Genomic DNA, 12857 nt, shown 5'->3' with positions numbered 1-12857 from the left:
CGTTCCCGAAAGGACTTAAGCGTCTTTGGCCGCCCGCGCCAGCACGCTGACACAAACCTCTGTTGCGCCCGCCGCAAGACAGGCCTCGGACGCGGCGGCAAGTGTCGCGCCGCTGGTCATCACATCATCGACGATCAGCACCGGCCGTCCCCGGATCAACGGCAGCCGCCAGTCGGGCACCTGTATCCGGCCCTGAAGCGCGACAAAGCGTTCCTCACGGCCCTTGCCCTCCAGCGGTTGGGTGGCCCGCACCCGGTGCAGCGCGTCGGGGCACCAGTCACATCCCAGTTCCACCGCCAGCGCCTGTGTCAGCAAGGCCGCCTGATTGTAGCGGCGGCGCAGGTGGCGGTTGACGTGCAAGGGCACCGGCACCGCCAATATATTGTCGCGCATCAGGCCGCGTGACACCCGCGCCATCCATTTCGACGCCGGGCGGGCGATGTCATGCCGATCACCGTGTTTTAACCCCAGCACCATCCGCCGCCCGCGATCGCGGTACACCAGCGCCGCCCGCCCCTGCACCCAGGGCCGGGCAATGTGCAGGCAATCGTCGCAATGTTCCGCATGGTCCGATTGACCCGGCAGCGGCACGCCGCAAAGATCGCAGGCCAGCCCGGACACAAAGGGGGTATCGCGCCAGCAGGGGCCACAAAGGCCAAAGTCCGACTCGACCAGCCCGCCGCAGGCCAGACAGCGCGGCGGGTAGACCATCTGCACCAGCGTTTGCATCCCCGCCGACCACAGCCTATGAGCCATGCTATGCCCACTCCCCCGCGCCTCACCGACCGGCACGCCCTGAATCTGCACCGCGCCCGCGCGCGTGCCGACGCGCTGTTCCTGCATGAAACCGCGCGCGATGACGCACAGGATCGGCTGGGAATGGTTAACAGGGCGTTTACGGACGTGGCGATCGTGACGCCGTTTCCGCAGGTCTGGCGGTCTGCCTTTCCCGAGGCCCGCTGTCTCGCCGACGATGAGGTGCTGGACCTTGAAGAGGCCTCTTGTGATCTGGTGATCCACGGGCTGTGCCTGCATTGGGCCGATGACCCGGTGGGCCAGATGATCCAGTGTCGCCGCGCGCTGCGGCCCGACGGGCTGTGCCTTGTGCTGACGCTTGGCGGGCAGACCCTGCATCAGTTGCGTGCCGCGCTGGGGCAGGCGGAAACCGAACTGACCGGCGGCCTGTCGCCGCGCGTGGCCCCGATGGGAGAAATCCGCGATCTGGGCGCGCTGCTGCAACGGGCGGGATTTGCCCTGCCGGTGGCCGATTCCGATCCGCTGACCGCCAGCTACGCCACGCCGCTGCACCTGATGCGCGAGCTGCGCGCCATGGGCGAAAGCAACGCCCTTGCCGCCCGTCTGCGCCGCCCGACCCGCCGCGCCGTGCTGCTGCGCGCGGCCGAGATTTATGCGCAGGCCTTCGCGTCCGAGGATGGCCGCGTGCCCGCCACGTTCGAGATCATCACGCTGACCGGATGGGCGCCCGACGCCTCGCAGCCGCAGCCCTTGCGCCCCGGATCTGCGGCACAACGCCTGTCCGACGCCTTGGGCACCTCGGAAACGCCCCTGAACGATTGACGTATCTTGGACCGGAGATATGTACAGCAAAACGCCTGACCACAGGACCATAGCCATGCTCGACGCCACAGGACCCGCCACCCGCCCCGACCACGCGCCCAGCGACCACCCGAAACTGCCGGGCGACCGTGTGGGTATTCTGCTGGCCAATCTCGGGACGCCCGACGACACCGATTACTGGTCGATGCGCCGGTATCTGAACGAATTCCTGTCGGACCAGCGTGTCATCGACTACCCGCGCTGGAAATGGCAGCCGCTGTTGCAGCTGATCATCCTGACCAAGCGGCCGTTTTCATCGGGCAAGGCGTACAAGTCGATCTGGAACGAAGAGGCGAACGAAAGCCCCCTGCTGACCATCACCAAGGCGCAGACCGCCAAGATCGCCCAGCGCATGGCCGAACGGTATGGCGACCGCGTCAAGGTCGATTACTGCATGCGCTACGGCAACCCCTCGACCAAGTCCAAGGTGCAAGAGATGGTCGCGGCGGGATGCCGCAAGATCCTGTTTTTCCCGCTGTATCCGCAATATGCCGGGGCCACGTCCGCCACCGCGAACGACCAGTTCTTTCGCGCGCTGATGGCGGAAAAATGGCAGCCGACCGCGCGGGTCGTCGATCCCTATTTCAGTCATCCGATGTATATCGAGGCGCTGGCCCAGTCGATCGAACGCGCCTATGCCACAGCCGACGCGCGGCCCGATATTCTGGTCTGTTCCTACCACGGCGTGCCCAAGCGGTATCTGCTGGAGGGTGACCCCTATCACTGTCAGTGTCAGAAAACGACGCGCCTGCTGCGCGAGCGTTTGGGATGGGACGAATCGCAGATCGCGACCACGTTCCAGAGTCGATTCGGCCCCGAGGAATGGCTGAAACCCTACACCGTCGAAGAGGTCGCGCGGCTGGCCAGGGAAGACGGCAAAAAGCACATCGCGGTCTGCGCGCCGGCCTTTTCGGCGGACTGCATCGAGACGCTGGAAGAGATCAACGAAGAGATCAAGGAAAGCTTTGAAGAGGCGGGCGGTGAGTGGTTCACCTATATCCCCTGCCTGAACGATGACGCGGCGCATTTGGATGCGTTGAGCCGTGTGATCGAGGAAAACCTTGGCGGCTGGGTCTCCTGACCCGGCCAACCTCACGGTTTCGTTGGCTTAAACGCGCTAAAACATGGCCCCTGAAACGAAAAAAGGCGATGCCGTCGCACCGCCTTTTTCCTATTTTTAGAAACCGTTGACGATTAGTCAGCGGCAGCAGCTGCGATGATCGCGATCAGGAGCAGCGGGATCAGGATGCCAGCGGAGGACGATGCCTCTTTGGTTTCTTCCACGATCACGACGGGCTCCATGACAACGTCGTCCTTGGCATAGGAACCGGCGAATGCGGTGGTGGCTGCGCCAGCGAACACGGCTGCGAGAGCGATTTTCTTCATGTTTCTTCTCCAAGTAATCGCCTATCGCGGTCATTATTGAACACACGACAGGCACCCAAGACTTACCTCGTATCTCTGTCTAAGCAGTATTTCAGAGGCTTTGCAATTGGTTCTTGGGGACCCGATTTGGCCGCCGGGGCCCATGTCGTCAAATTAGCAACACCTGTGTTCCGACATAGGCCATTCCGTAAAGTTGCTCGATGTGTTCGTTGTACAGACCGATGCAGCCGTTGGACGACCGACGCCCGATTTTGCGTGTGTCATGAGTGCCGTGGATGCGGTAATAGGTCCAGCCAAGGTGCAGCGCACGGGTGCCCAGCGGGTTGTCCGGGCCGGGGCCGACATAGTCCGGCCACTCGGGGTTGCGGATCTTCATCGAGGGGGTGGGACGCCAGTCCGGATTGGGGTCTTTCAGCACCACGCGGGTGCGGCCACGCCGGGTCAGATCCTCTGTCAGCGGCACCGATGAGGGATACAGGAAATAACTGCCGTCCTCGCGCCAGTAGTGCAAAGCCCGCGACGAGATGTCGACAAGGATCGCGCCCTTGCTGAGGTTGCTGAAATAGTCCTGCCATGCCAGCGTGCGGAAACTGGAGATATTGCGGCGCACGACGTTTGTGACGTCACGCTCAATCTCTGTGCTGTCGTCCTGTGCAAGGACCGGGGTGCTGATCAACGCTGCGCCGCCCGCCAGGAACGCGCGGCGGTCAAAGGGTCTTCCTGCCGAATCTGTCATACTGCAATGTCCTCGGGGATGATTTTGCTGTTGCGACATATTATGGCCTGAATGCCGCAGTCGCAATTCAAACGCTTGTCAACAGGCCTTCTCACGCCGATGTGGGTTTGATTGGCAACGCGTTCCTCGGTAAGGCAGGGGAAACGAAGAAATCAAGAGCAGCCATATGAACCGACGCGCCTTCCTTGCCATGTCTTCCGCTGTCGCCATGGCCGCCTGCACCACAACACCCATTGATTCTGAGCCTCGCATGGGTCCGGACGGCAAACCGCTGCCAAAGGTTTACCGGATTTCGGCGGGCCAGACCGGGCGCATCCAGTACCGGATGCTTGATTCGGTGAACGCGCTGCGCAAATCCGCAGGTGTCCCCGAACTGGAACTGGATTCCAAGCTGACCGCCGCCGCCGCCACCCACGCCCGCGACATGTCGGTGCAGAACCGCCCCTGGCTGTTTGGCTCTGACGGATCGTCGCCCATCGACCGGATGAACCGCGTCGGCTATTCCGGGCGCTACATCGGCGAGGCGATCTCGGAAAGCTATGAGACAGAGCTGGAAACCCTCGCCGCATGGATGGAGCGTGAGGACACCCGCCGCATCATCCTTGACGGGTCGGCGCGCGATCTGGGCTTTTCCTGGTTCCAGGAACCCAATGGCAAGATCTGGTGGGATCTGGTGCTGGGCGAACCCGGCAAGGCAGGCCCCGTCCTCAGCCAGACGCCCCCTCCGGCAAGCTGACACTCCCACATCCCCGGCCCGACAGCCGACATTACCGGACCGGCGCAGGGCGGGGCGATCCCCGCCGCGCACCGACGCACGGTCAGGGATTGATCGTGATCGGGGTGCCGTTCTTGACCATCGAATAAACCTCACGGATTTCCCGGTTGGTCACAGCGATACAGCCCGCCGTCCAGTCGCGTCCGCCCTTGCGGTACTCACGCGGGCGTCCGTGGATAAAGATGTCGCCGCCCGGACTTTTGCCCAGTTCGCGCGCCTCTGCGCGGTCCTCGTTGTTCGGATAGGACACGCCGATCGACAGGTAGAACTGGCTGTTCGGATTGCGGCGGTCGATGATGTAGCTGCCCTCTGGCGTCTTGCCGTCGCCCTCGACCTTCTTGTCGCCATCGGGCGCAAAGCCCAGACCGACATCATAGCTTTTCAACACGCCCTGACTGCTGAGCAGGTGCATCCGGCGTTCGGCCTTGTTGACGACGACATGGGTCACCGCCGGCCCCCTGTAGGTCGGAAACTTGCCGCAGGCGGCGGCGGATAGTCCAAGTGTTACCAGCAGGAGAACCCTGAGAATCGTCATTTTACTGCCCCGTTTGTTTTTCGGGATTCTACCTCAATCGGGGCGCTTTGCGTAGCTCACGTTTTCGCCATCGCCCGTCTGTTCAACCAGACGCCGCTCTATCGCCTCCAGCCGGGCCAGAACCTCATCGCGGTACAGATCGGTGCGTTCGTTGTCTTCTTCGTGGTGGGCGTCCTGCATCGAGTTCACGATCAGGCCGACCAGCAGGTTCACCACGGCAAAGGTCGTGACCATGATGAAGGGCACGAAAAAGATCCAGGCATAGGGGTAGACCTCCATCACCGGGCGGACAATCCCCATCGACCAGGATTCCAGCGTCATGATCTGGAACAGCGAATAGGCCGACATCCCAAGGTTGCCGAACCAGTCGGGAAAGCTGTCGCCGAACAGCTTGGTCGCCATGACGCTGCCGATGTAAAAGATGATCGCCATCAGCAGGAACACGCTGCCCATGCCGGGCAGCGCGGTGATGAACCCCTCAACCACGCGCCGCAGCCGTGGCGCGACAGAGATCACCCGCAGCACCCGCAGGATTCGCAGCGACCGCAGGACAGACAGGCCCCCCGCCCCCGGCACCAGCGCGATGCCGACAATCACAAAGTCAAACACGCTCCACCCGCTGCGGAAAAAACGCGCGCCCCGCGCCACCAGCTTGGCGGCAATCTCGACGATGAAGACGCCAAGGCACAGCTTATCCAGCGTGGTGATGAAACCGCCAAAGCGGGTCATCAGGGTCTCGGATGTTTCCATCCCCAGCACAACGGCGTTCAGGATGATGACGGCGATGATGGCGTTCTGGACGCGGGGCGCGTCGACGATGGCCCCGACGCGGGCGCGGAAATCCATAGGGTCACTTCTCCAGATGCAATGCGGCGACGAGTTCCACATGGGTGGACCAGCGGAACTGGTCAACCACCTGCACCCAGTCAAGGCGATAGCCCGCCGCCTGCAAGCGCGCGACATCGCGCGCAAAGGTGACGGGGTTGCACGACACAAAGGCCATGCGCGGCACCCGCGCGCGGGCCAGTTCCGCCACCTGCGCCTCTGCCCCGGCGCGCGGCGGGTCGATCACCACACCGTCAAAGCGTGCCAGCTCATCCGGCAGCAACGGGTTGCGGAACAGGTCACGCACCGCATGGGTAACATGGCGCAGCCCCTGCGCCTGCCGCCAGCCCTGATCCAGCGCGCGGGTCATGGGTTTGTCGCCCTCGACCGCGTGCACGCGCGCCTTTTCCGCCAGTGGCAGGGCAAAGGTGCCGCAACCGGCAAACAGATCGGCAATGTGGCTGGCCCCGTCCAGCGCCTCTTGCACAGCCGCCAGCAGCGCCGCCTGACCGCTTTCCGTCGCTTGCAAGAACGCGCCGGGGGGCGGCACGACCAAAGCCGCGCCAAACCGCTGGTGCGGCGGCAGAAAGGTCAGCACATCGTCGTCCCACGCCAGCCGCGCCAGCCCTTCGGCCTGCGCGATGGTGGCCAGTTCGGACCGCAGCGCATCATCTATCGGCTTGCCCCCGGTCACCGCGACATCAAGGCCCGACAGGCTTTCCGTCACCAGAACCGACAGCTCGCCCTTGCGCGAGGCCCCGGCGACGGCCAGCCGCTCGACCATGGACAGGGCAGCGGCCAGCGCAGGCGTGACCAACTGGCAATCCGGCACCGCCACCACCACGTCCGAGGCTTTCTGGTGGAACCCGACCAGCGCGCCCTTCTTGGTGCGCCGCGCGGAAAAGCTGGCCCGGCGACGCGATTGCGCGGGGGAGGTAAAGGTGGGCCGCATCGGCGCGGCCAGATCCTGCGCCTCCAGCGCCCGCCTGACCACGTCTTCCTTCCAGCCGGTGACAAACCCGTCCGAGGCGTGCTGCAACTGACACCCGCCACAGGATTTCGCATGGCGACAGGGCGGCGACACCCGGTCGGTCGAAGGCGTCACGATCTTCGGCGCGCGCATCACGCCACCCGAAACCTCGCCCGCGACCACCTCACCCGGCAGCGCCCCCGGCACATAGACCGGCCCCGGTGCAATTCCGTCGCCCCGGTGGCCCAGCCGTTCGATCGTCACCTGATGCGTGCCGTCGGACATGCGCGCTCCCCTGCCGTTTCTTCTCTGTAAAAATACCCCATATCCGCCACCTGCGGCAGGCGCCAGCGCCTCGGGCTATTCCGCCGCCTCAGAGCCGATGAATCCACCCGACTGACGCTCCCAATAGCGGGCGTACAGACCGCCGCGCGCCAACAGCGCCTCGTGTGACCCTTCTTCGACGATCCGGCCCTGATCCATGACCACGATCCGGTCCATCTGGGCGATGGTGGACAGACGGTGCGCGATGGCCAGCACGGTCTTGCCCTTCATGACCTGTTCCAGCGCGCCTTGGATCTCTGCCTCAACCTCGGAGTCCAGCGCGCTTGTCGCCTCGTCCAGCACAAGAACCGGGGCGTCCCGCACAATCGCGCGGGCCAGCGCGATGCGCTGGCGTTGACCGCCGGACAGCTTCACGCCGCGCTCGCCCAGCCGCGCGGCGTAGCCGGTGTTGCCCCTGTGATCCTTCAGGCCAAGAATAAACTCATGCGCCGAGGCGCGGCGCGCGGCCTCGAACACCTCTTCGTCGCTGGCATCGGGCCGCCCGTAGCGGATGTTTTCCAGCGCCGAGCGGTTGAACATCGCGGTTTCCTGCCGGACCACGGCGATCTGGCGGCGCAGCGCGTGCTGTGTCAGGTCGCGGATATCCGTTCCGCCCATCAGGATGCGCCCCGATTCGACATCGTAGAGCCGCAGCAACAGCGACACGGCGGTGGATTTCCCCGCCCCCGAGGCCCCGACAAGCGCAACCTTTTCCCCCGGTGCGATGGTCAGGTCGAACCCCGACAGTGCGCGGGATTCGCCGCCGTAGGCAAAGCCGACCTTGTCAAAGCGGATCTCACCGCCCCGCGCCTGCGCCACAGCCTCTGCGCGGTCCACAATCTCATGCGCCGGGGTCAGGGTGCCGATGCCGTCCTCCATCTCTCCAATGTTGGTAAAGATCGACATGGCCACGCGGCCCAGCCGGTTGGTCAGCATCGACAGGCGGGTGGTGATCATCGCCGTCACGGCGATGTCGCCGGCGCTCGCCGTGCCCTGACTGTAAAGGTACAGCGCGCCAAGGATCGACACGACCGGCAGAATGCCCCCCAGCGTCATCAGCACCATGCGAAAGATCGCCGACAGATCGCCGAAATCCAGCGCGCGGGCGCGGTAGGTTTCCAGCGCCGCGCGGGTGGCGGCATCTTCGTCCTCATCCCGCGCGAACAGTTTGACCGTCGAGATGTTCGAAAAGGTGTCGACGATCTGCCCGGTGACGACCGTGCGCGACCCGGCGCGGGCCTTGGACAGTTTTTGCACCCGCGGGATGAAAAAACGCAGCGCCAGCGCATAGAGCACCGCCCAGACCGCAAAGACCCCCAGCAGGCGCACGTCGATCGCGCCCAGCAGCAGAAAGGCCCCGGCGAACATCGCCAGCGCGTAGACCACCACATCGGTTGTCTCCAGCACCAGATCGGTGAGAGAGCGCGCGACCTGTAGCGCCTTTTGGCTGAGCCGCCCGGCAAAGTCGTTCTCAAAGAACCGCATGGAATGGCCCATGACGTGGCGGTTCAGCCGTTGCAGCACCATCGGGAACAGGTTCGGCCCCAGCATGACGCCGGATACACCGGCATCAAAGACAAACAAAACCGGGCGGATCAGCAGGAAGAACACCAGACCAAAGACGATCAACCCCCAGTACGGCCCCCAAAAAGCCCCCTGCCCGGTGACCTCGGCCCCGTCGATCACCCAGCCGGTAAAGCGCGCGGCGACCAGTTCCGACACACCCGTCAGGGCGGTGATCAACACCGCCAGCAGGATCGGGCGTTCCGCACCTTTCAGCGCCCAGCGGGTGAAGGGCCACAGGCGTTGCGGCGGCGCGCCATCGGCGGGCTGGAACGGGTCGATCTGTGGCAGCAGGCGGCGGATCATTCGGCGGCCTCTGCCGCGTCATCGCCAAGAAATCCGCCTGATTGGCGGTCCCAGAACCGCGCGTATAGCCCGCCACGCGCCAGCAAGTCGTCATGTGTACCCTGTTCGGAGATGCGGCCCTGATCCAGCACGATGATCCGGTCCATGCTGGAAATGGTCGACAGGCGGTGCGCAATGGCCAGCACGGTCTTGCCCTCCATCACGCGGGACAGGGCGTCCTGAATGTTGGCCTCTACCTCTGAGTCCAGCGCGCTGGTCGCCTCATCCAGCACAAGGATCGGCGCGTCCTTGAGGATCGCGCGGGCAAGGGCGATGCGCTGGCGCTGTCCGCCAGACAGTTTCACCCCGCGTTCGCCCAGATAGGCCTCATATCCGGTGCGGCCCCGGAAATCGCCCAGTTCCAGAATAAACTCATGCGCCTCGGCGCGTTTGGCGGCGGCGATCACCTCATCCTGTGTGGCGTCGGGTTTGCCGTAGCGGATGTTGTCCAGCGCCGAGCGGTTGAACATCGCGGTTTCCTGCGTGACCATGCCGATGGCGCTGCGCAAACTGGCCTGCGTCACGGTCGATACGTCGGTGCCGTCGATGCGCACCTGCCCGCTTTCGGTGTCGTAGAGCCTGAGCAACAAGGACACCAGCGTCGACTTGCCCGCGCCGGACGCCCCGACAATGGCCAGCTTTTCCCCCGGTTTCACGGTCAACGACAGGTCGGCCACGCCGCCTGTGCGCCCGCCATAGGCAAATTCGACCGCGTCAAAGACGATCTCTCCCTCGGGCACCGCCAGATCCACGGCGCCGGACTGGTCGGTCAGCGCGTGCGGCACGCTGAGGGTGGACATGCCGTCCTCAACCTCGCCGATGTGGCCGTAAATCACCATCAGGGTAAAGCTGATCCAGCCGGTCATCTGCGCCAGCCGGATCGTCACCGCGCCGACGGCGGCGATGTCACCGGGGGACACGCCCGCGCTGCGCATGGCGATGGCGGTGCCGACCATGATCACCGGCAGCAGCCCGGCAATGAAGATCAGCCCAAGACGAAAGGCGGTGGTCGCCTCGCCAAAGCGCAGCGCCTTGCCGCGCAGGGATTCCATCGCGCCCAGCGCGCGGCGGTCCTCATGGCTGTCGCCGGCGAACAGTTTGACCGTCTTGATGTTGGAAATCGTGTCGACAACCTGCCCGGTGACCATGGCCTGCGCCTCTGCCCGCGCGGCAGAGCGCGCGCGGATCTGCGGCAGCATCAGCCGCAGGAACCCCAGATACAGCGCAAACCACCCCGCCAGCAGCAGCAGCATCAGCGGATGGATCGCCCCCAGCAGGACAGCGGTGCCGATCACCGTGGCAAGACCGAAGGTGACGGCGTTCACCGTCTCGATCACGATTTCGGTCAGCGAGCGCGCCGCCTGAACCTTTTTCTGCGCGATCCGGCCTGCGTAATCGTCATCGAAAAACGTCACCGACTGGCCAATGGTCCAGCGATACAGCCGTGCCAGCACCAGCTTGAAGATATTCGGCCCGATCATCACCGATTGCGTCAGCGCCAGACCGCCAAACAGCAGCGGTCGCGCCACCAGCAGCAGGGAAATGGCCAGCAGCACCAGCCCGCCGTGATCCGCCAGAAACCCCTGATCGACCGGGGTGTCCACGGCGTCGACCACCCGGCCCAGCAGGTACATCGACAACACCTCTGTCACCCCGGCGGCGACAGAGATCGCCACCCCCAGCCCGATGATCAGCCAACCGCCGCGCAGGGCCCAGAGGACAAACGGCCAGAGCCGGTCGGGCGGCATCCCGTCGGCCTGACGCTCCGGGTCCATCAGGTTCCCGGCGCGGTGGATAAAGCTTTCGTACAGGGTCCGCATCACTCCGCCGCCTGCGTGTCAGGATCAAGAAAGCCGCCCGATTGGCGCGCCCAGAAGCTGGCATATAGGCCGCCCTGCGCCAAAAGCGCGTCATGGCTGCCCTGTTCGACGATCCGGCCCTGATCCAGAACCAGAATGCGGTCCATCTGGGCGATGGTAGACAGGCGGTGCGCGATGGCGATCACCGTCTTGCCCATCATCATCCCGTAGAGGGTGTCCTGAATCGCGGCCTCTACTTCGGAATCCAGCGCGCTGGTGGCCTCATCCAGCAGCAGGATCGGCGCGTTCTTGAGGATCACACGGGCCAGCGTCACCCGCTGGCGTTGCCCGCCGGACAGTTTCACGCCGCGTTCACCGACGTGGGCGTCATAGCCGGTGCGCCCCTGCGGGTCCGCAAGGGTCAGGATGAAATCATGCGCCTGCGCCTGTTTGGCGGCGTCGATCATCTCTGCCTCTGTCGCATCGGGACGACCGTACAGGATGTTGTCGCGCACCGAACGGTGCAACAGCGCCGAGTCCTGCTGCACCATGCCGATGTTCAGCCGCAGACTGTCCTGCGAGACTTGCGAAATGTCCTGCCCGTCGATCAGGATGCGCCCCTGTTCCACGTCGTAGAACCGCAGAAGAAGCTTGACCAGCGTCGACTTGCCCGCCCCGGACCGGCCCACAAGGCCCAGCTTTTCGCCCGGCGCGATGGTCAGCGAAATATTGTCGAGGCCCCCGGACCCGCGCCCGTAATGGTGCGTCAGGTTTTCCAGCCGGATCTCGCCCCGGTCCATCACCAGCGGCTTGGCATCCGGCGCGTCCAGCAGGGTGATCGGCTGGGCAATCGTCTCCATCCCCTCGGCCACCACGCCAAGCTGGCGGAAAAACGTCGTCAGCGCCCACATGATCCAGCCGGTCATCGCGTTCAGCCGCAGGGTCAGCGCGGTTGCCGCCGCCACCGCCCCGGTCGAGGCCGCGCCCTGCATCCAGAGCGCGATGGCCCAGCCCACGACACCGACGATCAGCACTCCGTTCAGCAGCACCAGCACCACGTCCATCAGCGTATAAAGCCGCATCTCGATCTGAAAGGTCTGGCGCGTGTCCTCGATCGCCTCTTTGGCGTAGTCCAGTTCGCGCGAATGATGGGCGAACATCTTGACCGAGTGGATGTTGGTATAGCTGTCCACCACGCGGCCCGTGACCTTGCTGCGCGCGTCGGATGCGGCCTTGGACGCGGGGCCAACCCGCGTCACGACCCAGCGCATCAACACCGCGTACAGCGCAAACCAGACCACCAGCGGAATCATCAGCCGCGGGTCGGCATCGCCCAACAGCACCAGCGCCCCGATCAGATAGGCCAGCGAAAAGGTGATCGCGTCAAAGACCTGAAACACCGCCTCACCGGCGGCGGGCGGGGTTTGCATGATACGGTTGGCAATCCGCCCGGCAAAATCATTCTCAAACCAGCCGACCGACTGCCGCAGCACATGGGCGTGTGCGCGCCAGCGGATCAGCGTGCCAAAGTTGGGCATGACACCGTTGTTAAGCAACAGCACATCCAGCGCCTGCAACAGCGGACGCAGGAACAGGATGAACAGCCCCAGCCCGATCAGCGCCGTGCCATGGGTTTCCCAGACCAGCGTCGGATCGCCGGACAGGATGTCGACCACCCAACCCATCATCCAAAGCAGCCAGATTTCTACCGCCGCCACCAAAACCGAGGTCAAAGCCGTCCAGACAAAAAGGCCCCGGAACGGCCGGGCGTAGTCCATCAGGAACGGCAACAACCGCTGCGGCGGGACATCCTGTTGCGGATAAGGCGCATAGGGGTCGACGAGATTTTCAAAAAAGCGAAACATACCGGGGCGCTCCTCGGAGCCAATAGACAATGATAAGGTAAAACGGGTCTGGCCAAAGCCTGCCCGCGCGTGCAGGTCGGCTCAGCCGAAGCTGATATGAATCCTGTCACGCACCAT

General features: G+C 64.4%; 12 protein-coding genes. 3 read left to right on the top strand and 9 right to left on the bottom strand.

What is annotated here, in order from left to right:
- Positions 1–15: 15 nt before the first annotated feature.
- A complete protein-coding gene (locus tag ACN0S5_RS03475) occupies positions 16–756 on the bottom strand; it encodes a ComF family protein (RefSeq protein WP_417205983.1) in 741 nt (246 codons plus the stop codon).
- 3 nt (positions 757–759) lie between these two features.
- Here ACN0S5_RS03475 and ACN0S5_RS03470 point away from each other — a divergent pair, with 3 nt between their 5' ends.
- A complete protein-coding gene (locus tag ACN0S5_RS03470; RefSeq protein WP_417205981.1) occupies positions 760–1578 on the top strand; it encodes a class I SAM-dependent methyltransferase in 819 nt (272 codons plus the stop codon).
- Between the two features lie 55 nt (positions 1579–1633).
- The gene (hemH, locus tag ACN0S5_RS03465) at positions 1634–2698 is read left to right on the top strand and encodes a ferrochelatase (RefSeq protein ID WP_417205979.1); all 1065 of its coding nucleotides are present in this window, start codon (positions 1634–1636) and stop codon (positions 2696–2698) included.
- A 113-nt stretch (positions 2699–2811) separates the two neighbouring features.
- Here hemH and ACN0S5_RS03460 read toward each other — a convergent pair whose 3' ends face one another.
- Together ACN0S5_RS03460 and ACN0S5_RS03455 are read right to left on the bottom strand one after the other, a co-directional pair.
- On the bottom strand, positions 2812–3003 hold the full coding sequence (locus ACN0S5_RS03460; protein ID WP_089276425.1) for a ferrochelatase: 192 nt from the start codon (positions 3001–3003) through the stop codon (positions 2812–2814).
- A gap of 148 nt (positions 3004–3151) precedes the next feature.
- Positions 3152–3739: a L,D-transpeptidase gene (locus tag ACN0S5_RS03455; protein WP_417205976.1), complete on the bottom strand. Its 588-nt coding sequence runs from the start codon at positions 3737–3739 to the stop codon at positions 3152–3154.
- Positions 3740–3905: 166 nt separating this feature from the next.
- Between ACN0S5_RS03455 and ACN0S5_RS03450 the strand changes: the two genes are divergently transcribed.
- The gene (locus tag ACN0S5_RS03450; RefSeq protein WP_417205974.1) at positions 3906–4475 is read left to right on the top strand and encodes a CAP domain-containing protein; all 570 of its coding nucleotides are present in this window, start codon (positions 3906–3908) and stop codon (positions 4473–4475) included.
- 82 nt (positions 4476–4557) lie between these two features.
- Here ACN0S5_RS03450 and ACN0S5_RS03445 read toward each other — a convergent pair whose 3' ends face one another.
- The 6 genes from ACN0S5_RS03445 to ACN0S5_RS03420 all read right to left on the bottom strand — a co-directional run bounded on the left by ACN0S5_RS03445 (position 4558) and on the right by ACN0S5_RS03420 (position 12740).
- On the bottom strand, positions 4558–5049 hold the full coding sequence (locus tag ACN0S5_RS03445) for a L,D-transpeptidase family protein (RefSeq protein ID WP_417205972.1): 492 nt from the start codon (positions 5047–5049) through the stop codon (positions 4558–4560).
- A 33-nt stretch (positions 5050–5082) separates the two neighbouring features.
- Complete coding sequence (locus ACN0S5_RS03440) at positions 5083–5895, bottom strand: ion transporter (RefSeq protein ID WP_417205970.1); 813 nt, start codon at positions 5893–5895, stop codon at positions 5083–5085.
- Positions 5896–5899: 4 nt separating this feature from the next.
- Complete coding sequence (locus ACN0S5_RS03435; protein WP_417205968.1) at positions 5900–7129, bottom strand: class I SAM-dependent RNA methyltransferase; 1230 nt, start codon at positions 7127–7129, stop codon at positions 5900–5902.
- Between the two features lie 75 nt (positions 7130–7204).
- Entirely contained in the window at positions 7205–9037 is a 1833-nt protein-coding gene (locus ACN0S5_RS03430) for an ABC transporter ATP-binding protein (RefSeq protein WP_417205966.1), read from the bottom strand.
- Positions 9034–10896: an ABC transporter ATP-binding protein gene (locus ACN0S5_RS03425; protein WP_417205964.1), complete on the bottom strand. Its 1863-nt coding sequence runs from the start codon at positions 10894–10896 to the stop codon at positions 9034–9036. Before ACN0S5_RS03425 ends, ACN0S5_RS03430 begins: the two co-directional genes overlap by 4 nt.
- Entirely contained in the window at positions 10896–12740 is a 1845-nt protein-coding gene (locus ACN0S5_RS03420) for an ABC transporter ATP-binding protein (RefSeq protein ID WP_417205962.1), read from the bottom strand. Before ACN0S5_RS03420 ends, ACN0S5_RS03425 begins: the two co-directional genes overlap by 1 nt.
- Between the last annotated feature and the right edge of the window lie 117 nt (positions 12741–12857).

Origin of the sequence: Antarctobacter sp., from assembly GCF_048262615.1 — a bacterium.
Classification (GTDB): Bacteria; Pseudomonadota; Alphaproteobacteria; order Rhodobacterales; family Rhodobacteraceae; genus Antarctobacter.
This window is presented reverse-complemented; position numbering and strand designations above follow the sequence as displayed.

Bases quoted from the DNA above. Each gene is read 5' to 3' on its own strand.
- ACN0S5_RS03440 (WP_417205970.1), bottom strand. From the start codon at position 5,895: ATGGATTTCCGCGCCCGCGTCGGGGCCATCGTCGACGCGCCCCGCGTC.
- ACN0S5_RS03435 (WP_417205968.1), bottom strand. From the start codon at position 7,129: ATGTCCGACGGCACGCATCAGGTGACGATCGAACGGCTGGGCCACCGG.
- ACN0S5_RS03460 (WP_089276425.1), bottom strand. From the start codon at position 3,003: ATGAAGAAAATCGCTCTCGCAGCCGTGTTCGCTGGCGCAGCCACCACC.
- ACN0S5_RS03430 (WP_417205966.1), bottom strand. From the start codon at position 9,037: ATGATCCGCCGCCTGCTGCCACAGATCGACCCGTTCCAGCCCGCCGAT.
- hemH (WP_417205979.1), top strand. From the start codon at position 1,634: ATGCTCGACGCCACAGGACCCGCCACCCGCCCCGACCACGCGCCCAGC.
- ACN0S5_RS03445 (WP_417205972.1), bottom strand. From the start codon at position 5,049: ATGACGATTCTCAGGGTTCTCCTGCTGGTAACACTTGGACTATCCGCC.
- ACN0S5_RS03450 (WP_417205974.1), top strand. From the start codon at position 3,906: ATGAACCGACGCGCCTTCCTTGCCATGTCTTCCGCTGTCGCCATGGCC.
- ACN0S5_RS03425 (WP_417205964.1), bottom strand. From the start codon at position 10,896: ATGCGGACCCTGTACGAAAGCTTTATCCACCGCGCCGGGAACCTGATG.
- ACN0S5_RS03455 (WP_417205976.1), bottom strand. From the start codon at position 3,739: ATGACAGATTCGGCAGGAAGACCCTTTGACCGCCGCGCGTTCCTGGCG.
- ACN0S5_RS03475 (WP_417205983.1), bottom strand. From the start codon at position 756: ATGGCTCATAGGCTGTGGTCGGCGGGGATGCAAACGCTGGTGCAGATG.
- ACN0S5_RS03420 (WP_417205962.1), bottom strand. From the start codon at position 12,740: ATGTTTCGCTTTTTTGAAAATCTCGTCGACCCCTATGCGCCTTATCCG.
- ACN0S5_RS03470 (WP_417205981.1), top strand. From the start codon at position 760: ATGCCCACTCCCCCGCGCCTCACCGACCGGCACGCCCTGAATCTGCAC.